The organism is Mesorhizobium sp. M7A.F.Ca.US.005.03.1.1 (assembly GCF_003997975.1).
Lineage (GTDB): Bacteria > Pseudomonadota > Alphaproteobacteria > Rhizobiales > Rhizobiaceae > Mesorhizobium > Mesorhizobium ciceri.
This window is the reverse complement of sequence record NZ_RZRO01000028.1, coordinates 44,224-64,220: the sequence shown is the minus strand read 5'-3', so window position 1 is coordinate 64,220 and position 19,997 is coordinate 44,224. Positions and strand designations below refer to the sequence as shown.

General features: G+C 57.6%; 14 protein-coding genes and 1 pseudogene. 10 read left to right on the top strand and 5 right to left on the bottom strand.

The window, feature by feature from the left end:
- A pseudogene (locus tag EN990_RS14485) lies at window positions 1-132 on the top strand (IS481 family transposase); the annotation flags it as partial.
- A 203-nt stretch (window positions 133-335) separates the two neighbouring features.
- On the opposite strand, the gene EN990_RS14480 reads toward EN990_RS14485, so the two are convergent.
- The 3 genes from EN990_RS14480 to EN990_RS36805 are packed head-to-tail and all read right to left on the bottom strand — an operon-like array spanning window position 336 to window position 1,051.
- Complete coding sequence (locus tag EN990_RS14480) at window positions 336-620, bottom strand: DUF6804 family protein (RefSeq protein ID WP_063169433.1); 285 nt, start codon at window positions 618-620, stop codon at window positions 336-338.
- Between the two features lie 52 nt (window positions 621-672).
- Window positions 673-912, bottom strand: a complete 240-nt coding sequence (locus EN990_RS14475; protein WP_082826591.1) for a hypothetical protein — start codon at window positions 910-912, stop codon at window positions 673-675.
- A gap of 28 nt (window positions 913-940) precedes the next feature.
- A complete protein-coding gene (locus EN990_RS36805; RefSeq protein ID WP_095770035.1) occupies window positions 941-1,051 on the bottom strand; it encodes a YHYH domain-containing protein in 111 nt (36 codons plus the stop codon).
- 153 nt (window positions 1,052-1,204) lie between these two features.
- Here EN990_RS36805 and EN990_RS14465 point away from each other — a divergent pair, with 153 nt between their 5' ends.
- The 6 genes from EN990_RS14465 (at window position 1,205) to EN990_RS14440 (ending at window position 7,651) form a co-directional block, all read left to right on the top strand.
- A complete protein-coding gene (locus tag EN990_RS14465) occupies window positions 1,205-1,645 on the top strand; it encodes a hypothetical protein (RefSeq protein ID WP_126066778.1) in 441 nt (146 codons plus the stop codon).
- 197 nt (window positions 1,646-1,842) lie between these two features.
- Window positions 1,843-3,282: a hypothetical protein gene (locus EN990_RS14460; RefSeq protein ID WP_063169430.1), complete on the top strand. Its 1,440-nt coding sequence runs from the start codon at window positions 1,843-1,845 to the stop codon at window positions 3,280-3,282.
- The gene (locus EN990_RS14455; protein ID WP_063169429.1) at window positions 3,275-4,093 is read left to right on the top strand and encodes a hypothetical protein; all 819 of its coding nucleotides are present in this window, start codon (window positions 3,275-3,277) and stop codon (window positions 4,091-4,093) included. The genes EN990_RS14460 and EN990_RS14455 overlap by 8 nt, the downstream gene beginning before the upstream one ends.
- Window positions 4,093-5,409 carry a hypothetical protein gene (locus EN990_RS14450; protein WP_063169428.1) on the top strand — a complete coding sequence of 439 codons (1,317 nt, stop codon included), beginning with the start codon at window positions 4,093-4,095 and terminating at the stop codon, window positions 5,407-5,409. The genes EN990_RS14455 and EN990_RS14450 overlap by 1 nt, the downstream gene beginning before the upstream one ends.
- Window positions 5,397-6,455, top strand: a complete 1,059-nt coding sequence (locus tag EN990_RS14445; protein WP_224571173.1) for a hypothetical protein — start codon at window positions 5,397-5,399, stop codon at window positions 6,453-6,455. The genes EN990_RS14450 and EN990_RS14445 overlap by 13 nt, the downstream gene beginning before the upstream one ends.
- Window positions 6,456-6,505: 50 nt before the next feature.
- The gene (locus EN990_RS14440; protein WP_095770037.1) at window positions 6,506-7,651 is read left to right on the top strand and encodes a DUF4236 domain-containing protein; all 1,146 of its coding nucleotides are present in this window, start codon (window positions 6,506-6,508) and stop codon (window positions 7,649-7,651) included.
- Window positions 7,652-7,664: 13 nt separating this feature from the next.
- Here the strand turns inward: EN990_RS14440 and EN990_RS14435 are convergent, their stop codons facing one another.
- Window positions 7,665-8,495, bottom strand: a complete 831-nt coding sequence (locus EN990_RS14435; RefSeq protein WP_127224212.1) for a thermonuclease family protein — start codon at window positions 8,493-8,495, stop codon at window positions 7,665-7,667.
- A 34-nt stretch (window positions 8,496-8,529) separates the two neighbouring features.
- Complete coding sequence (locus tag EN990_RS14430) at window positions 8,530-8,943, bottom strand: MucR family transcriptional regulator (protein WP_082826711.1); 414 nt, start codon at window positions 8,941-8,943, stop codon at window positions 8,530-8,532.
- A gap of 636 nt (window positions 8,944-9,579) precedes the next feature.
- Here EN990_RS14430 and EN990_RS14425 point away from each other — a divergent pair.
- The 3 genes from EN990_RS14425 to EN990_RS14415 all read left to right on the top strand — a co-directional run bounded on the left by EN990_RS14425 (window position 9,580) and on the right by EN990_RS14415 (window position 19,966).
- On the top strand, window positions 9,580-15,165 hold the full coding sequence (locus EN990_RS14425) for a DUF3320 domain-containing protein (protein ID WP_063169424.1): 5,586 nt from the start codon (window positions 9,580-9,582) through the stop codon (window positions 15,163-15,165).
- 71 nt (window positions 15,166-15,236) lie between these two features.
- Complete coding sequence (locus EN990_RS14420) at window positions 15,237-16,496, top strand: DNA repair exonuclease (RefSeq protein ID WP_063169423.1); 1,260 nt, start codon at window positions 15,237-15,239, stop codon at window positions 16,494-16,496.
- Complete coding sequence (locus EN990_RS14415) at window positions 16,493-19,966, top strand: AAA family ATPase (protein ID WP_063169422.1); 3,474 nt, start codon at window positions 16,493-16,495, stop codon at window positions 19,964-19,966. Before EN990_RS14420 ends, EN990_RS14415 begins: the two co-directional genes overlap by 4 nt.
- Window positions 19,967-19,997: the final 31 nt, after the last annotated feature.

Genomic DNA, 19,997 nt, shown 5'->3' with positions numbered 1-19,997 from the left:
CATCGTGCCGCCGAACTGCCTGTCTGGCTGCACAGATACAATTGGCATCGTCCACATGGCAGCCTAAAGTCAAAAACGCCTATCAGTCGCCTCGCCCTGATCGAGGACAACCTGTTGAAGCTCCACATCTAGGGCATGCGAAAATAGAAAATAACGGGCAAAAAGATGCGCCTTTTCCGACTCCGAGCCTAGATGGTTGAAAGCCTCGAAGTACTCCTTCGTCCGCTCGAGGAGATCTCCCGCATAAAGCGCCAACGGCTGTGACACGGTGACCCTCGGGCGCGCCTTGACCTTCGGCGTCTCAGGTCCACTCTTGGCCATCTCAGATTATCGGCTTAATTCCGGTGCCGGTATGCGACAAAGCCGAACAGAGTAGCCGCTGCGACGTTGAAGATTGCCCACAGCTCGCGCGGCAAATGAACCGGCATGAACGGGTTGAAGATCGCTGCCGCTCCAAACAGCGCCCAAGCCAGGGTGCGATTTTCAGGGCCTGATCGCCACACCATGGCTCCGCAGTAGATCCCGGCGAAAAAGACCACCACGCGGAGGAATTGGTAATAGCCGTACGGCCATGGCGCTACCGCCAGCAGCGAGGCAATAGCTACACAGATGCAGACCAACCGGACCGTTCCGGCCGGCGTCGAAAAGCATTATTTTCAGCAAACTTGATCCTCAAACGCCCAGCACGGTTGTTAGTGGAGTTTCGGCGCCCGCCATATATTTGAAAAGCCAGATTGCCCAAGTGATCGGCCAAATGAACGCCAACATCGCATCCAGGCTCAAGTTAATCAGGATTTTTACGACCACTGATGCATGGCCCTGCCATGTGTCGACGACATTCATCACGTAGGTGATCGGCCCGCCCAGCATGAAGAGGAGGCCCAGCGGAGCTGACATGATGTTCTTCAGCATGTTTGTGTCCCTCAGAAAGGCGTGACCTTCAGTGACAGTGATACGCGCCGGTCTTATGGTTGGTATGGCAACCGTTGGCATCAGTGCCGCCACTGTGTGCAAACGCGCCGGTCGCGCAAGCGATTATTGCAGCGGCCATAGCCGCGAGAAATGTTGTTTTCATTTTATTGCCCTCCCAAAGTATTTCAGACAGAGCACTATTGCCGGTCGGGCACAAGCTGCTCGTGGCACTGTGAACACAAATAGGATAGATGCTCCTCTGTGCAGGCCAAGATCGGGCGAGGAGAATACTTTGGATGGATTGCGATTGATGCACGTCCCGTTGGCGATCCTGCTGACATGGCCAAGGGTGGCGACGGCAAATGAATGCCTCTCGAAGTACACCAAGACCGACGTCTGCGCCTACGCAAAAAAAATGCAAACCGAAATGGCTCCAGCATTGCCCATGCTGATCAGTTCGAACATCTCCGTTCGGAGCATCATCGCAATCGGGCCAAGGATCGTTTTCAACGCCACCTGGGCTCAGACCGATGCGGAAGTAGACGCCAAATTGTTGGCTGCTGGCGTCTCGCGGCCGGTCTATGTCCAGAAGATCGATGAAATGACCAAAAACTATGTCTGTCGTGCGGAGGAACTATCTGCCTTCGTTCGCCTGGGCGGTGAGATCCAGTACACGTATACGACTGTGGATAATTTCCCAGTCGCGAACCCGCTCGTAGCACTCTGTCCTTAGAGCATCGCAGCACGGCTCATGACATGACTAGTCGCGGCCGATCAACCAGTTGATCAGCAGCCATGATCATTTGTTGGAACTCAATTGAGCCTGATCCGCACTAGCAAGTGGATAGAAGTGAATGTGCGGTTGCCCTTTAGCTCTACTATGCATAGAAACCACTCTGCCGGGGGGCGTAAAGTTGGGGTTGTGAGTGCGTGGGCTCTAAATTCGAAAAACTAAATAAGTTGCGTGACTCACTGCGAGAATCCAACCACGATTTTCGGGCGAGCACTCAGCTATTCAACAGCCTGGACCCTGCCAAGATCGACGGCGACCTGGATGTCATTAACCGCGGAAAGCAGCGCGGCGAGGTGAACCAACCCCCGAAAACGGCAAAGAATCTCGACGATGTCGAACATGCCATCGTGGAACGCGTTGAGGATGAGAAGAAGGCTGCGCATCACACTCTTGAGGACAACCTGCAACTCCTTGGAGGTCGTCTTGCCGGCCTCGATTTCGAGGAACAATTCGGTCTAATCCGTCAGACGAATGCCGCTAGCGTTTCGGACTTCAAAGCCTCGGTCGCCGTGGGCCTCGATGAACTTCACGGCCTGAGAAGGGCCCTGAACGACGCCGAAAAAGAGCATGCATGGTTTAAGGAGAAGCACGGTCTCGTTCGTGCCGCGCGTGTGCAGCACGGTGCCGCTCACATTTTCCGGCTATCGCTTCTGCTATTTCTGTTTCTGGTCGAGACAGCGATGAACGGCAACTTCCTGGCCAAGGGCAATGAGCAGGGATTTTTTGGTGGCATCCTTGAGGCTGCGGCATTCTCTTTCATCAACATCGGGGCGGCTTTGCTCCTGGCGGTTTTCTGCGCTCGTCTCGTCACCCATCGGTCGTTTTTCGTAAAATTCGTTGGGATCATTTCAATCCTTTTCTATATCGGCTTGGCGATTTCGATAAACTTGGCGCTAGCGCACTACCGTGAGGTCAGCGGCTCGCTCGCTGACGGCGCCGGCGCTGAGGTCATCCGTAATATGCTCGCCAATCCAGCGGGTCTCACGGACATCAAGTCCTGGTTGCTGTTTGCGATCGGCCTGATGTTTTCGCTTTTCGCTTTTATCGACGGCTGGTTCGTGCTCGACCCTTACCCAGGCTACACTGGCGTTGAAAATCGGCTCGTTCGACGGCGCGATGACTACATCGATCGAAAGAAGGAACTGATCGAAGAGCTGCAGGATGTCCGCGACGACCACAACGAAAAAGTGGAGGAAATCGTCAAGCAGCTTGGTAGTCGCCGGCGCGAGCACCGCGCGATTGTCGATCATCGATCGAGGCTTCTGGCTCTTTTTGCGCAGCATCAAGACCAATTGGAGCGAGCCTGCAATCAGCTTTTGTCGATGTATCGGGAAGCCAACATCCAGGCGAGGACCGAGCCGGCGCCCAAGCATTTCGGAACGCCCTACAAACTTGATCGCATCAAGCCATACGTCACCGGCGAGCGGGAGTGGAATGAGGGAGATGTTGGCGCATCAATTCGCCAGGCGCAGGAGGAACTCAACGAGCAGGTTCGTCTGATTGGTCAGGAATGCGAACGGGGAATTGAGCAGTACCGAGATCTTGATAAGCTTCACCCGGACAGCGTGAATGTCTAGGCGAACCCGCAGACGCAAGAAAGGCAATGCGGGTACCATTGCCGCGGCCATTGCCCTTGGTGTGCTATCCGTTGCGATGTTGGCCGGCTTCGGCTGGATGTGGACCAGGTCTGGCAATGGCCATATCGACGCCAACACGAATTGCCCATTGGACGGACCCTCCAGCCTGACCGCCGTCCTCATCGACGCCACTGATCCAATTTCGGCAACGACGATGGCTGATCTCAAGAACGAGTTCCGAAAGACCATTGGGCAGGTCGAGCCGGGTGGGTATGTGAGGATTTATACCCTGAGCTCGGCGCCTGGTGAGCTGACGGTGATGTTCGATGGATGCAATCCCGGTGATGGGTCGACCGTCGATAGTTGGACCAACAATCCTGCGCGGCGTCAAAAGAAGTGGGAAAACGCCTTCGGCGATCCTTTGAACAAACTTCCCGATGAAATCCCGAATGCGGCTTCCGCGAGCCAATCTCCGATCATGGCTGGAATTCAGAAAATCAAGCTGTCGCTCTTCGATAGCAGCTTGGCCAAACAGGGCAGTCCCAAGCGATTGGTGGTCGCCTCTGACATGATCGAGCATACGACGATTTACTCGCAGTACCGATCGGGACTGGATTACCAAAAATACCTCAACAGCGCCGCCGACCGCACATATGGGACGTCGCTGGATGGGGTGGGCATCACAATTCTTTATATCGATCGGGCAAAGAAGCCATTTCAGACCCTGGATCACGCGGAGTTCTGGACACATTGGGTCCAGAACCATCACGGCGAGTTCGAAAAGCTGGTTGGCTTGGATGGGTTAAACTGATGGCGAGAGCGCACGACAAACCTTTGCTGGATCATCCACGTCTGCCGGTCGTGGTTTTCGCGGCATTGACACTCGGCGGGTGTGTATTCATCGCCATTGCAAAACTCTCAGGCGTAAATCCGATCGTCGCGGCGGTAGCACCGGCCTGCCTGATGTTTTTCTATCTCGGGGTTTCGATCTTTGCTGGAAAGCTACAACTGCACGACGAGCAGACCGGCGATAACCTCTACTATATGGGCTTCCTGTTCACCCTGACGAGCCTTGGGGTCTCGCTGTTTCAGTTTGGAACGGAAGGCTCAACCGACACGATCGTCCAAAATTTTGGCATCGCGATCACGTCGACGATCACCGGTATTGCTCTGAGGGTTTTCTACAATCAGATGCGGCGCGATCCCGCGGACATTGAGCGAACGGCGAGGCACGAACTTGCCGACATGACACGGCGTGTAAGAGCCGAGATGGAAAGCGTAACCAGGGAGTTCGCCGACTTTCGTCGTGTCAGCCATCAAATGCTCGAAGAGGGCTTTGCAGAGATTGCCGAGCAAGCGGCACGCAATGGGGAGCACATTCGATCTGCCCTGGACAATATTGCCATGGAATCGATCAAGCCTGTCCAAGAGGCGTCTGCCAAGCTCAGTGACGCGTTGCAGCACAATTTCGGGCAAGTCGAAACCCAGTTTGCTTCGATAGCGAACCGCGTTGGAGCTGCAGCGGATTTGCTGGATAAAGCCAACAGCTCGATGTCCAACTCTGTTGGAAAGCTCGGTAATCAAGCCGACAATATGGCTGCCAAGCTGGAAAAGGTGGTTGTTCCTGATGAGGTGCTGAAGAACGATCTGGCGCCGATGGTCAAGCTCCTGGGTAATGCTGTCGCACAATATGCGATAAAAACCGAAACAGCCTCGCAAGAGCAGCAAACGCGGATGACCGGTCTTGCCGACGCAGTGATCAAGGTGGCGACTGGAGTGGAGAGAGCGGCAGCGGCCGCAGAAAAGACCGCAGAAACTGTCCAAGCGCAGCAGCGTTTGACTGAGGAGTTCATGGCTGTGATGCAGAAACACAGCAATGAAACACGCGGCCTCGTCGCAACCCTTACACAACATAGCCTCCCGGCCGTGCGCACTCCCCAGCCTCTGAGCAATGCGATAGCGAACGATGTCGAGCGAGTGGCGGCACCTTCCACTGTTGCCTCCCCTGTGGAGACGCCAATCAAGGTTTCGGATGACACGGAGGGCGACACCTTCCGATCGTTAAGCAGTCCGGCGGAGGTGGAGAAGGGTGAACCGCCAAAGAGAGCAAGTTGGTGGGGCAGGTGAGTGAGGTTAGCGGAACAGCCATTACGTTTGAGCGCAAGGGCTATGGCCGCGGCCTGATACTCGGCCTGACGATGGCTGAGACGATGCTGCTTCTCGTTTTCTGCCTTTTGCTTGCTGCAGGCGCGCTCATCGCCAAGACAAAGAAAGAGGCTGCGGCAGCGCAGAAGATTGCGCAGTCCCTCAATGAGAACGCTCGCAAGCTTGACGAGGAAAACAAGCGGTTGCTGGCTCAGCTGAATGCCATGGTCAAGCCTGCAAGTCGACGCAATGTACCAGATCAAGAATGGCGTGAATTGGTCCGGGCCAAAGAGGCCGCAGAGGCAATCAAAAAAGTGGGACTGACCCTTGAGGAAGCGGTGAAAAGCGCGCCGGCCGCCAAAGTCCTCTCTGACAACGACGTCGACGTTGATCAGGCCAAAGCCATGATCGAGAAGATGAAGGTTCTGCGCGAGCTCGGCTACGTTGGCACGGGCAAGACGTCCAAGGATCTTGCTGACGCACTGAAGAAGGCAAGGAACGAGGCCTCTGCTGACAAGCCACACGATTGGCCACCGATCATCAGTCTTAGCGAGCTCGATGGCTATAATTTCGATACTGGAAGTGCGGAGCTTTCCGGTGGCTTCAAAACGAAGTTGCGGCAGATGTCGAAGACCATTGCTGGAATTGCAACTTCCTATGGTGTGGACGTCATTGAGGTGATTGGCCACACGGACGAGCAGGCGATGTCCGGTGACTCATCGAATATGGACAGAGGCCTTCAGCCCGTACTGGCGCGCAAGATGGACATTGGCACACTCCATCCTGCCGACAATGCCGGGCTTGGATTAGCGCGAGCGATCTCCGTCACAGGCATCCTGCGCGATATGCCGGAACTGAAAGGCTTCACCATCCTGCCAATGTCCGGCGGCCAGTTGATATTGCCTGGCGACCGGCTCACCGACGGCGCACAGGCCGGCGACGTCAAGGCGAGGAGGCGAATTGAGATCAGGGTCAGGCAACGTTCGCGAGAGACAGATATTGGACTGGTTCCGGTACCAAAGTTGTGAGGCGAACTGCCCTTGGGTTTCGCTCACAGGGCTTGGGGGGGATTGCGGGGATGGGGTTTTACGTTCGAAAATCGATTAGTGCGGGACCTTTCCGCTTTAACTTCTCGTCTGGCGGGGTTGGCGCGTCCGTTGGCGTGCAAGGTCTTCGTATCGGGACTGGCCCACGAGGGCATTATATTCATGCAGGCGTCGGCGGTCTCTACTACCGAGGCACTTTGGGAAAGCGCAGCGCCAAGCAGACGCTGCAACTGTCTGAATTCCCATCTGGGCCAAAGCCCCATCCAACATCCTCACCCGTGGAATATGTCAGCGGTGGCGTCGTGATGAGAGAAATCGAGTCCGCCGATGTGATCGAGATGCGTGATGAGACATTTGCCAATGTGCTTGATGAAATCAATGCGAGGCAATCGCAGACGCGAATGTCGCTCATCCTGGCCGTGCTGTTTGGGATCGCCGGATTGATCGCAGGCGCAATGCTGGGAGGTGGGGTGGCGCTGATCGGTATTGCTGCCTTTTTGCCGGGCATGCTTATTGGCAACTGGTTGGACAGCTACCGCCGGGTGAGCGTGCTCTACTATGATTTGGAGCAGGACGCGGAGGCGGCCTACGGGCGACTTGTCGCCGCCTTTGACACGCTCACACGCTGCGCGGCGAGTTGGCATGTCGCGGCTGGTGGCAAGATAGAGGATCTGACGACTTGGAAGCGCAATGCGGGAGCCACGATGTTGGTCGATAAAAAGTCGACGACGCTCCAAGCTTCCTTGCCGACGGTTGTTCGCAGCAATGTCACACCACCGTCGATACACGTCGGCCGGCAAATCCTTTATTTCATGCCAGACATGATTTTGGTGAAGGACGGAAACCAGTACGGTGCCGTTGGGTATGGAGACCTCAGGACGCAATTTGCCCCCAGCAATTTTATTGAGACCGGCAAAGTTCCATCTGATGCTGAGATCGTGAGCTATACCTGGGCTCATCCCAATAAGAATGGCGGACCCGACAAACGCTTCAGAGATAATCGGCAGATCCCTGTCTGTCGCTACGAAGCCTTGCGGTTTTCTAGCCCATCCGGGCTCAACGAGCTGGTGGAATTTTCCAAGACAAACGTCAGCCAGCCCTTTTGCCAGGCTCTATTGGCACTCGCGCAAATGCACCGAAACGCTGGTGGCCAGTCCGGCTTGCTGAAAGCGCGCTAAGGAATTGGCTTGGTCAGCAAATGCCTTCGCACGGAATTCCGTCGCCGTCCCGGTCCAATTTGGGTCCCCAGCTACAGTTATTGAGATACCAGCGCGCCTCATCGCATGAGGAGATTTGCTTACAATAGCGACGCGGTTGACACGAATAGCTCTGAGCTATTTGGCGACGGCCTGTAAGGCCGTAGGATGTGTCATTACCGGGTTTATTGTTGGCTGCATGTGTTGCTCGCCAATCCCAAGGGGCTGTGAAAGTGCCAACCCAGATGCCAATCTTGGCCCTTTGGGCATCTGCCTGTTGTGACGCGTAACTACCATGGCTGTATCGAGGCCAATCCAGGGCATAACCCTGTTCGACCATCCAAGACGCAATGCTAGCACCGTCCGCCCGCTGACAATCACCAACGAAGCGGTTGTAACGATCCCACGAAACAAAGTTGCACTGGATGGGTCGGGATTGACTGAGGAAGATGTCCAGTGCTTCTGCGGATTTGCGGCCGCATGGGTATTCTTGCCCGCTTGCGTCGCTGCAGTTTTGGCTGCTTTCAGGTGCGTCGATGCCATTGAAACGAATACGCTGTCCGTGGATCTCGATCGTGTCCCCGTCAACGATGGACGCTACGCCGACGATAGGCTTCGGTTTTGACCCGAGTGCGCTTGCTGTATTGGGTCCCGCGATCTGGTTGCCCCACCCTGTAAAGTAGGAGGTGACATAAGCGCCCACTGCTAGCGTGATCACCAGGATCGCGGCTAATGATTTATGTGAAAAGAAACGCTTGCGCATAATTGAAACCCGGCCGCGTCTTGGCCGCGAGCTGCGGCGATGGGAATAGCGATCGCGATTCAATTTTCGATCCTTTGCGAAGCTGCCAAATGTTTTGCTAGCGCGTCTTTGACTTCTTGGCTGCTGCTTTCTTGGGCGCGGCTGCTGTGCGACCGAGGCCAATCGATTTTGCCAATCTGGAGCGATTGGCTGAATAGTTAGGCGCGACCATGGGGTAATCGTTGGAGAGGCCCCATTTTTGGCGATAGGCGTCGGGCGTCAGTCCAAAATGCGTGTTCAAGTGTCTCTTGAGGGACTTGAACTTTTTGCCGTCTTCGAGGCAGACGATGTAGTCTGGAGTGACTGAGCGCTTGGGGTTGACCGCGGGAACTTGGTCGGGTTTTTCCGGTTCGGACGGCTGGCCGATACGCGCTAATGACGAATTGATGCTGGCAATAAGGTCCGGCAATGAGGAGACCGGCACTGAATTCTTGCTCACATAAGCCGCAACGATATCGGCGGTAAGCTCCATCAGCGCGGTGGCCGTATTTTGGATTTCGTCAGTCACTTCATGGCTCCGGACTTCTGCAGTGAAATCCCGATCTATTACTTATCGGCTAAAAAAACCAGTAGAGGGAGGATACTAAATGCCAGGCGCTAATAGTGATGAATGTTAAAGCGCCAATCAGAATGCGGAACCACGAGAGACGGTGGATTGATTGGGCGCGGCGTTTTCTTTGTATGACCAGGAAAGCGGCTTGAGGCTCACAGGCGGATGCATTTAGATTTGGACGAGTAGGACCTACGCATGACATTTTCGAAAGACCCGCCGCCGGAGGTTAAGCCCCAGAAGGATAAGGCAAAGACTGGATCTGAATTGGACCGCGTTCCAAGTGCGGGAGCCATTCGGGTCCGCAACGGACTCTCTGTGTCAGAAAAAGACATTGTGGAGGCGGCTAAATACGGGGGCAGGGAGCGAGAATCCTCGTCGGATAGCGACTAGGCAAAGGGGGCCAAGAATGCAGGCTCTGACCCATATCACACGTCGCAATATTGGACGGTGTCCAGAAGTGATCGCAGTCGTTTCTAATTGAACACGGCTGTTTTTTCTTGCGCGAACGCTCTACGCGGGCTCTAGCTGGTTCTCCTTTCAAAGGGGATGTAAGTCTTGGACGTAAAACAGTCAGTCTTCCAAAGCGATCTCCCTCTAAAGGAGAAACTCGAGCGCGCCAGGATGGAGTTGCTCGATCTTTCCGCCCGCAATCGACTTTTGAATGTGCCGCGGTTTTCCAAGAGCGCGAAGACGATCGATATCGTCGATGAGAAGTCGTCCGAAATTTATCGATTGCTGGTGACCGAAGGAAAGGCTTTTACCTTCCTGGCCGGCAAGCCCGATAGGCCGAAAGCGGGCCAGGATGAAAGCAGCCCTCCAGACGAAGAGATCGACTATTCCCCCGTCGCTCTCGCCCAACCAGAGGACGATGGAGTCGATAACAGAGGGATATCCGCGCGGCACTCGGACACCAAGCTGCAGACGCGTATGACCCCAACTGGGCTGCAGCGGCGGCTCCTTGATCTCTACCATGATGCCCGCACACTCGAGGAAGAGCAGGGCGTCAATATCCTCTTTCTGGCCCTTGGAATGCTGAAGTGGATTGACCCGAACAACAAAGAGAACATCCGTCAGGCCCCCCTCATTTTGGTGCCGGTTCGGCTTGAGCGAGGGGCCGCTGGAGAAAAATTCCGCCTACGAGCCCGGCCGGAAGATCTTACCGCAAACCTCTCCTTGGAACTCTATCTCGACCGCATTCACAAGCTCGCTCTGCCGCGTTTTGAGGTGGGAGATGACTTCGACGTCTCGGCCTATCTCGATGCCGTTGCCGAAGCAATTTCGACCAAAGAGGGTTGGGAGGTGCTTCGCGACGATATGGTGCTCGGCTTCTTCTCGTTTGCGAAGTTCTTGATGTACCGTGATCTGGATCCGGATCTCTGGCCCGATGGCGCAAAGATTATCGAACAACCGAAGATCCGCTCGCTTCTTTCAGATGGTTTCGAAACACGCGAGCCGCTTATGTCGGACGACATAGCGATTGATCCGCACATTGCGCCCGCCGAAATGTTGCATATCGTCGACAGTGACAGTTCTCAGACACTGGCGATCCATGACGTCAGAAAAGGTCGCGACCTCGTTATCCAAGGTCCGCCTGGGACAGGAAAATCGCAGACGATCGCAAACATTATTGGGTCGGCCGTTGCCGACGGAAAGACCGTGCTGTTCGTGGCCGAAAAGATGGCAGCGCTGGAGGTCGTCAAGCGACGGCTTGACACTGCTGGGGTGGGGGACGCCTGCCTTGAGCTGCATAGTAACAAGGCGAACAAGCGCATGATGCTAGAGGAGCTGCGGCGAACCTGGCAACTCGGATCGCCCAGGGGCCAGCTTCCTTCTTCCCTAACTGATCGCTTGCTGGAGGCTCGCGATAAACTCAACGCACATGCTGCACGAATGCACGTTGCGTTCGGAGCGTCCGAACTCACTCCTTATCAGGTTCTCGGCCAGCTAACCCGACTAAGGCAGGTCGGTCAGAAACCAGTGGACATCGAACTTACGGATGCCACAAGCTGGACAACTGACGGCGTTTCGCAACGTCGCAAATTGCTCGATGAGGTCTCTCAGCGGATCAACGAGATCGGCTTGCCGATCCACCACCCGTGGCGGGGAGTTGGCCTGGATGTCGTTCTTCCAACGACCATTGAGAGGCTCGTCCCACGCATCGCGGCGTTGCTGGACCAAGCCAAGGCACTGCACGCCAAACTGGTCGGTATCGCTGAGCGGATCAAGGCCGAGCCTCCGAAAATTCTCAGCGACAGCGGCGAGATAGAAGATCGCGCTGAGCTTCTCGCGTCCGCGCCTGGACTTCCTGCCGAGGCGCTCGTCTCGCCGGTATGGGATGAGCGTCCGAAAGACATTTCATCGCTTCTCTGGTCAGGAACGGATTTCGCCCGCAAGTCCGAGGAACTTTCGGAGCAGTTGGCGGCAACGGCTATCGACACGCCAATTGAAGGTCTCGAGACAGAGCTTGCAAAGCTTCCCTCGGAATTTCCGAAAGATGGTTTCCATCGTGCGCGACAGCTCACCATTCTGCTCCCACGCTTGAGGGAAGAAGCTGAGCGCCTGAATCAGGAACTCGGATCGGCGATATTGCCAGACACGTTGGCAGGCTTGCTCAGGCTGGCCGTGACCGGCGAGCGAGTAGCGGCAGCACCTGACGCAAGTCCGGAGGCCTTCGCAGCCACCGTTTGGGACTCCGGACTTGAGCAGGCAGGCGACCTTGCCGACAGCGTAGCGACGCTTGAGGCTGCCAGAGCCGACCTTCAGGGCAAGGTTGTTGACGCGGCGTGGAGCACCGAGGTGGCCGCGGCGCGGCAGGCGCTCGCCACACACACGGGAATATTGAAAGCATTGAACGGCGACTACCGTCGCGCCACAGCACTTGCGCGGACTATTGTGGTCGACCCTAGCGCGCCTGCGACGCAGATAGTTGGTCTCCTCGACCTTTTGATGAAGGGTCAGGCTGCCGCAGCAAGAGTCCGCGAAGGCGACGCTTTTGGCCGTTCCGCCTTCGGGGCAGATTGGCGTGGGGAGCGATCGGCTTCCGCGCCACTGCTCGCGCTAGTGGAGTGGATGCGGACTCTACGAGGGCTAGGCCCCGAACCTCGGATTATCGCCGGCCGGATGGCGGAACGCTCCGAGGCCGGTGCGCGTGCAGCGCGCGTTCGCAAGGTTATCGAAATCGGTCGGCCAATTATCGAAGGTTTCTGGAACGATCTCGGGCACCTCGCGTCATCCATGCTAGGCGACGTGGCTTCCGCCGAGCGGGCCTCGCTGCAACTGATGGAAGCGAAGGCGAGCACTGTAGCTCAAGCCGATGATGCGTCACGACAGGTTCTGACTGACGTTCCGGATCTAATCACTGAGCGGGTGGAGCTACTGCGCCGACTAGGCAGACTACAAGCACTTGCTCAAGGGATCGATGCGGGAGAGAGCCTTGGCAAGTTCGTATTCGGCTCGTCGTGGCACGGTCGAGGATCCGATTGGGCCGCTCTCACGCAAGCCGAGCTTTGGCTGAAAGAAAATGGCTCGATCCGACATCTGGCTGCGCGGTTGCCTGAAAGAATCGAGATCGCAAACTCGGCACGTTCAGCACGTGAAGCGGCCCAAGCGGCAGCGCGGGAATTGAAGGCGCTTACAGGGGATTTGAAAGCCGATGCTCCCTCCTTGTTTGGAGTAGTCGATTTTCCGGACGTCGCGATAGGCGAGGTCGTTTCTCGGCTGCAGGGTTGGCTCGATCATCAGGAGCAGCTCTCGAAATGGGTTGCCTATGAAGAGCGATCCGAAACGGCCCGAAAGGCTGGACTGGGACAGTTGATAGACGGCCTAGCCAACGGCCAGATTACAACAGGATCGGCTCGATCAGTTTTTGATATGGCCTACTACGAACGAATGTTTCTGGCGATGGCGACCGATGAGCCGGAGCTGGCAAGGTTCGACGGGGAACTGCATTCCAGGGCTGTACGTGACTTCGCAGATCTGGACCGCCAGCGCATCAAGGCCGGCGCCATCGAAGTTGTAACGGCTCATCACCGGAAAATTCCTTCAAGAGACGGCGGAGCTGGACCTGTCGGACTGCTTCGTTCTGAGATGGCGCGCAGACGAGGCCACATGCCCATCCGGCAATTGATGCAGAAGGCAGGCCCTGCCATCCAGGCGCTGAAGCCAGTGTTCATGATGAGCCCGCTTTCGGTGGCGCAATTCCTGTCGCCCGGCCGGATGTCCTTCGATCTGCTCGTGATGGACGAGGCGTCTCAGATCCAGCCCGTGGACGCACTTGGCTCGGTCGCCAGGGCCAGTCAGGTGGTCGTCGTTGGCGACGAACGCCAACTGCCACCCACGACATTCTTCGCGAAGATGACAGGCTCGCAGTCTGAAGATGACGAGGGTGAGGGCGCGCAGGTCGCCGACATTGAAAGCATCCTCGGCCTGTTCACGGCCCGCGGCTTGCCGCAGCGTATGCTGCGCTGGCACTACCGTAGCCGTCACCAATCTCTAATCGCAGTATCGAACAGCCAGTTCTACGAGAACCGGCTTTTCATCGTGCCAAGCCCTTATACCCAAGAGGCAGGTATGGGGTTGCGGTTTCATCATGTGCCGGAGGGGGTCTTCGATTCCGGCGGCACAGGAACCAATCCGGTAGAGGCGAGAGCAGTAGCGGAGGCGATCATCCGTCATGCGAAGGTGAACCCGCAAGAGACTCTAGGCGTTGCAACATTTTCGGTTAGCCAACGCCGCGCGATCCAGGATGAACTCGAAGCGCTGCGGCGACTAAATCCCGACACCGAGGAATTCTTTCACGCTCATCCAAGCGAGCCATTCTTCGTCAAGAACCTCGAAAATGTTCAAGGCGATGAGCGCGACGTGATCATGATCTCGGTGGGGTATGCCAAGAATGCCCAGGGATACATGGCCATGCGTTTCGGCCCTCTTGGCGCGGAAGGCGGCGAGCGTCGGCTCAACGTCCTCATAAGCCGCGCCAAGCGCAGCTGCGAAGTATTCGCGTCCATCACAGACGAGGACATCGACCTGGAGCGTGGCAAAGGGAAAGGCATCTTCGCCTTCAAGCTCTTCTTGCACTACGCGAGAACAGGGCGAATTTCGCTTGCCCAAGTCACGGTTCGCGAAATGGATTCAATCTTTGTAGAACAGGTAGCCAACGCGCTGATCGAAATGGGTTATCAGGTTCATGCTCAAGTGGGCATTGCCGGCTTCTTCATCGACCTCGCAGTTGCGGATCCAGAGAGGCCAGGCCGCTATATTCTTGGCATCGAATGCGATGGCGCAGAATATCACTCATCTCGCTCGGCCAGAGATCGAGACCGGCTTCGGCAGTCGGTTCTGGAAGACCATGGTTGGATCATCCATCGCATCTGGAGCGCTGACTGGTTCCAACGGCCTCGTGAGCAGCTGGAGCGAACCATACTAGCGATTGAGGCCGCCAGAAAAGAACTCGATGAGCGGGCCGAATTGGGGGTCCAGAGAAATCGAGCTGTAGCCGTGCAGGTTGTTACGGTCGACCGAGGCAACGTGACGGAAATCGGTCTCGAAAGCACAAACGGATCCGAGACACCCAATCGAGCCTACGAAGAGGCCGAACTAAAGCGACCGGGATCGTTCGAACTCCACGAGACGCCCAGCGGAATCATGGCCGGACTGGTCGAGCAGGTCGTGGCTACAGAAACGCCAATCCATGTCGACGAAATAGTTTCGCGTATTCGGGACGCCTGGGGTCTGCAGCGGGCCGGTGGCAGGATTCAGGATGCAATCGAGCGGGGGGTAAGCATAGCACAGAGAGGTGGTTCAGTAGCCCGTCGAGGCAACTTCTGCTTCAAGCCAGGTGTTCCTGTTCGTCTCAGGGATCGCAGTGGGGTCGTGTCCGCTGGATTGCGCAAGCCCGAAATGATTGCGCAGGACGAGGTCGCCCAAGGCGCTATGGAAGTCGTGAAATCCAACCTCGGTGCGACAGAGGAAGAAATCGCCACAGGCGTTGCCAGGATGCTGGGCTTCAAAGCCACAAGCGCACAATTAAGGCAGCTGATTTCAGCTGGGGTCGCCGATTTGGTTGCCAAAGGAGTGTTACGGTCCCAAGACGGCTTGTTGGTGGCCGGCGAATCCGCGAGCGAGAAATTAGCTGAAGTGTAACGGGGCGCTGCAGCGCCCTCGTTGCAATTTCTGTCGAAGCTCGGAACACCTCTTTTGCTGGCGGAGGCCGAATGGCATTTCGATTCGTACACACGGCCGATATTCATCTCGACTCGCCGCTTCGTTCGCTGGCGATGCGAAATCCCGATCTTGCCGGGCTGGTGGGCGACGCCAGCCGCCAGGCATTCGTTTCGATAGTGGATCTCTGCCTTGAGGAACGTGTGGCCGCGTTGGTCATTGCTGGCGACCTATACGATGGCGACCAGACTTCAATGAAGACAGCGCGGTTCTTGGGCGCGCAGATGACACGCCTGCACCAGGCCGGCATCATGGTTTTCAAGATCCGCGGTAATCATGACGCCCTGTCGCGGATTTCCAAACAGCTGGTATTTCCCGACACCGTTACCATCTTTGGTGGTCGTGCTCAGTCGGTATTGCAGACAGCCGGCGGTCTGGACGTCGTATTCCATGGTTTGAGCTTTGCGAACCCTAAGGCGCCGGACAGCCTGTTAACCAAATATCCGGCGGCTCGTGAAGGGGCCGTCAACATAGGCATCATGCATACCAGTCTGGCTGGATCGCCAGGTCACGACGTTTACGCGCCCTGCAGCATCGCTGACTTGCACGCCCACGGTTTCGACTATTGGGCCCTCGGCCACATCCATGCTCGCCAAGTCCATCCTGGCGCCAGTGCCGTGGTGATGCCGGGAATACCGCAGGGGAGGGATATCAACGAGGCCGGTGAGAAATCAGTCACCCTGGTGACGGTGCGCCACGACCGTTCGGTGGAGATCGAGGAACGGCTGACCAGCGTTGCGCAGTTCGAACGGGTGAGCGTCGACCTTACCGGAGCGGTGGAGTGGCCCGAGGCCGTCGCGCGTGTTCGCTTCGCACTCGAAGAGATGCGGGCAACCGTCCGATCGCGTCATGCTGTGGCTCGCATTGGCCTGACAGGAACGTCACCACTGATGTGGGCGCTGATCCGCGACAGGGACCTCCTTCTTGCCGAAGCCGAACAGGCTGCGGAACAGCTAGGCCATACGTGGGTGGAGAAGCTCGAGCTTGACCTCGCGCCGCCTCGGACGGAGACCGCCGAGGATATTGCTGATCCGATTTTCGAACTCGAGCAATCAATGCGTGCCGATGCCACCTCGGAGGCCTTCCGCGCTGAGGCGAGGGCGTTCGTCCAAAAGATGGTCGCCGACCTTCCGGCCGACGGGCGGGATTTTGCTGGGACGGACGAAGCCGGGCTGGAACAGTTCCTCGATCAGGTGCTTTCCAAGGGCGCGGACTTGGTGACTGCCCGCCTTAAGGCCGGTGGATCGTCATGAGGTTGCGGCGCCTTGACCTCATTCGTTATGGAAAGTTCACCGATCGTTCGATCGACTTCGGACCCAAACCGGAATCCGGACCTGATCTGCATATCGTGTTTGGCCTGAATGAGGCCGGCAAATCGACTGCGCTTTCGGCCTATCTAGACTTGCTGTTCGGCATCGAGGAACGGAGCCGCTACAACTTCCTGCACGAGTACAGTGCCATGCGCATCGGCGGGGTGCTGGAACTGGCCGGCTCCGAACACACGTTCACGCGTACGAAACAGCGCAGTAATTCGCTATTGAATGCGACGGGCCAACCGGTAAGCGAGGTGGCGATCACGGCGCATCTCGCCGGTCTGTCGCGCGACGCCTACACGACGATGTTCTCACTCGATGACGAGACGTTGGAAGCCGGCGGAAAATCTATCCTGGAGTCGCGGGGCGACCTCGGCAAGCTTCTGTTCACGGCCAGCGCCGGTCTTGGGAACGCAAGTGATACGTTGAACGCCCTCGAGGCCGAAGCAGACGCTCTGTATCGGAAGCAGGCGCATGGAACCGAACTGGCGCTGTTGAAGAAGCGCCTTGTTGACGTAAAGTCGCGCAGGGATGCGATCGACACCCTTGCATCAACCTACGAGGGCCTGGAGGCCGAACGTCTCGATGCAGCGCAGCAGTACGGCCGAACCATCAGCGATCGGGCGGTGCTGGTGGCCAGGCTGGATACCTTTGCTCGTTACGTGCGTGCTGCGCCGATGCTGGCGGATATCCGGCGCAAGATTGCCCGGCTGGATCAGCTGCCGGACATCGCCTCCCCAGCCCGGACATCGACGGGAAGTGTCACCGAACTGATCGATGACGATGCCAGCCTCAGAACGCGGCTGTCCGCAAACATCGACGAGACCGAGCGCCTGGCGGAAAAAGTCACTGCGGTCGACGAGGACGAACCGATCCTGTCGATTTCCGAACGCATTCGCGGGCTGGCGGAGAGCAAGGTGCGCCATACCGCGGCTGGCTTTGACTTGCCCACTCGCAGGATGGAGCTGCAAATCCTCAACAACAGCGTGGCGAGCTGCCTTGCCGCCTTGGGCCGATCTTCCGAGGCGGATCCTGGCGCGCTGCTTCTGCCTGCCGTCACCGTTGGCGTCGTTCGCGCCATGGTCGAGCAGAGGTCCGGGATTGCTACCGGGATGCGTGCCGCTCGCGACGAAGCCGCGGCGGCACTCGATGCGCTGCAGGTGGCAAGGCAGCGGGTCGGCGAGGAAAGGGCGGTGCCCGAACCTGCCAGGGCAAGGCTGGGCTCGGCTTTGTCGAAAGCGCGAGCAAGCGGACACCAGGCAGAGATTAGGACGGCTCGCGAGGCGGAAGATGCGGGAACAATCCGATGGAAGGCGGCGCTCGCGCGCTTGCGTCCATGGAACGGAGATGCCCTCGCTCTCGCCAACGTCGCGGTTCCGAGCGCCGGGCAGATTGCCGCCTGGAAGACGGTAGCGTCAGAACTGGCAAGGAACACCGCCGTACTTGCCGAACGCCTTGCTGAATACGAGGGCAACCATGCCATGCTCGCCGCACGATTGGATGCCCTTCGTGCCTCGGGCGACATTGTCGACGATGAAGCGGCTACCGCCATCCGCCGAGTTCGCGATGATGCGTGGGCAACGCACCGCGCAGCGCTGACCGGTGACACCGCTGACGACTTCGCCGTGGCATTGGCGCGCGATGACATTGCCAGCGCAGGCCGGCTGGCCGGCGCGGCGGATCTGGCTGAGATCCGGGCAACTACGCGCGAGCTGGCCGAGGCCGCGGCCAACCTGTCACGCAACGGCATCCAACGCACACAGCTCGGCAAGGATGTGGATACCCAATTGTTGGAAATCCGCGCGGCCGCCAGGGACCTGCTCGGAGACGCCGTGGAACCTTCGTCTGAGCGCCTGATCGAAAGGATCGAGGATCAGATCGAGGCGCGCAGCGATGCGCTCGCTGCCTGGGAGCAGATCGAACTTGCTCGCTTGAAGGCCGAGCGAGCCGCTGACGCCGGCGAGCAGATACGCTTGGAAATGAGAGCAGTGCTGGGAAGCGTCGGCATTGTATCAGAGTCCAACGACACCCTCGAAGCAATCATGGCCATCGCGGAGCCGTTTCTGGATCGGCAGCGCAAGGTGGACGCCGAGTATGCCGAGGCGCTCAGAATGGTGAGCTCCAAAGAAGAGGATCTAGCGGCACGACGGGTTGCAGTAGGTGTGGCGGAGCGTCGCGAGGAGGAATGGCTGGCCGGCATTACCGAAGCACTCAAGGGAACTTGGCTCGAAAGCGGGCTCTCCGCATCCGGCGTCGGCACTGTGCTCGATCAATTGGCCGAACTTTCAAGAAGCCTGCAGGAACGGGACGACCTGCAGCTGCGTATCGACAAGATGGAGGCCGACAGGGCCAATTTTCTGGTCGAGGTCATCGCCGTTGCGGTTGAAGCCGACGAGCCGACGAAGGATACCGACCCGGAGCAGTTGGCCATCCGCCTTGCCGAGCGCCTAGAGCGTGCCGAGCGGACACGTGAAACGAAGGCAAGCCTCGGCAACGACCTGAAGCGCCTCAAGGAGGCGCGCGACATCCTCGACACTGAGATTTTGGCACACGAACGCCGCAAGAACGAGGTGCTGGGCGTCTTTGGTGTCGCCACTCTGCCCGAGGTAGTCGAACGCGATGAGCTGTTGCGTGAGCGCGATGGCTTGCGCACCACCGTCGCCGAACTTGAGGAACGGATAGTGGCGGAGCTCGCGGTCGACGGATTCGAGCAGGCCCGCTCGATCCTGGACGCGATCGATTTCGACGGCCTCGCGGTCGAGAAGGCTGAGGGTGAGCAGCGGCTTCGCCTGTTCGATGAAACCATCCAGCAACAGCTGATCCGGCAGACGCGCGCGGCCGACAAGCTGGACGCCATCGGCGGTGATAGTGCGGTTGCACGCCTGGATGCTGAACGGCGCACAACCCTGCTGGAAATCGAGGAGAAGGCCGTTCGCTACATAGAGCTGAAGCTTGGCATCATGTCGGCTGGCAATGCTTTGCGGATCTACCGTGAGAGCCATCGCTCCGGCATGATGGCGCGCGCATCAGACGCGTTCAAGCTAATGACGCGTGGCCAGTATTCGGGGCTGACAACCCAGCCTGTAAGAGGTGGTGAGGTTCTCATTGCTGTGCAGGGTGACGGGCAATCCAAGGTCACCGAAGCGCTTTCAAAGGGTGCACGATTTCAGCTGTACCTTGCCCTAAGACTCGCCGGTTATTACGAGTTCGCGCAATTTCGGCCCTCGGTCCCATTCGTCGCCGACGACATCATGGAGACGTTCGACCATATTCGCTCGGAGGAGGTTTTCAGGCTGTTCGGAGCGATGGCAAACACAGGTCAGGTCATCTACCTGACGCACCATAAGCATCTATGTGAAATAGCTGAGGCTGTCGTACCGGGAACGAGGATCCATCAACTCGCACAGTAATTTTCTCCGGAATACGTGAACGAACCAGTGA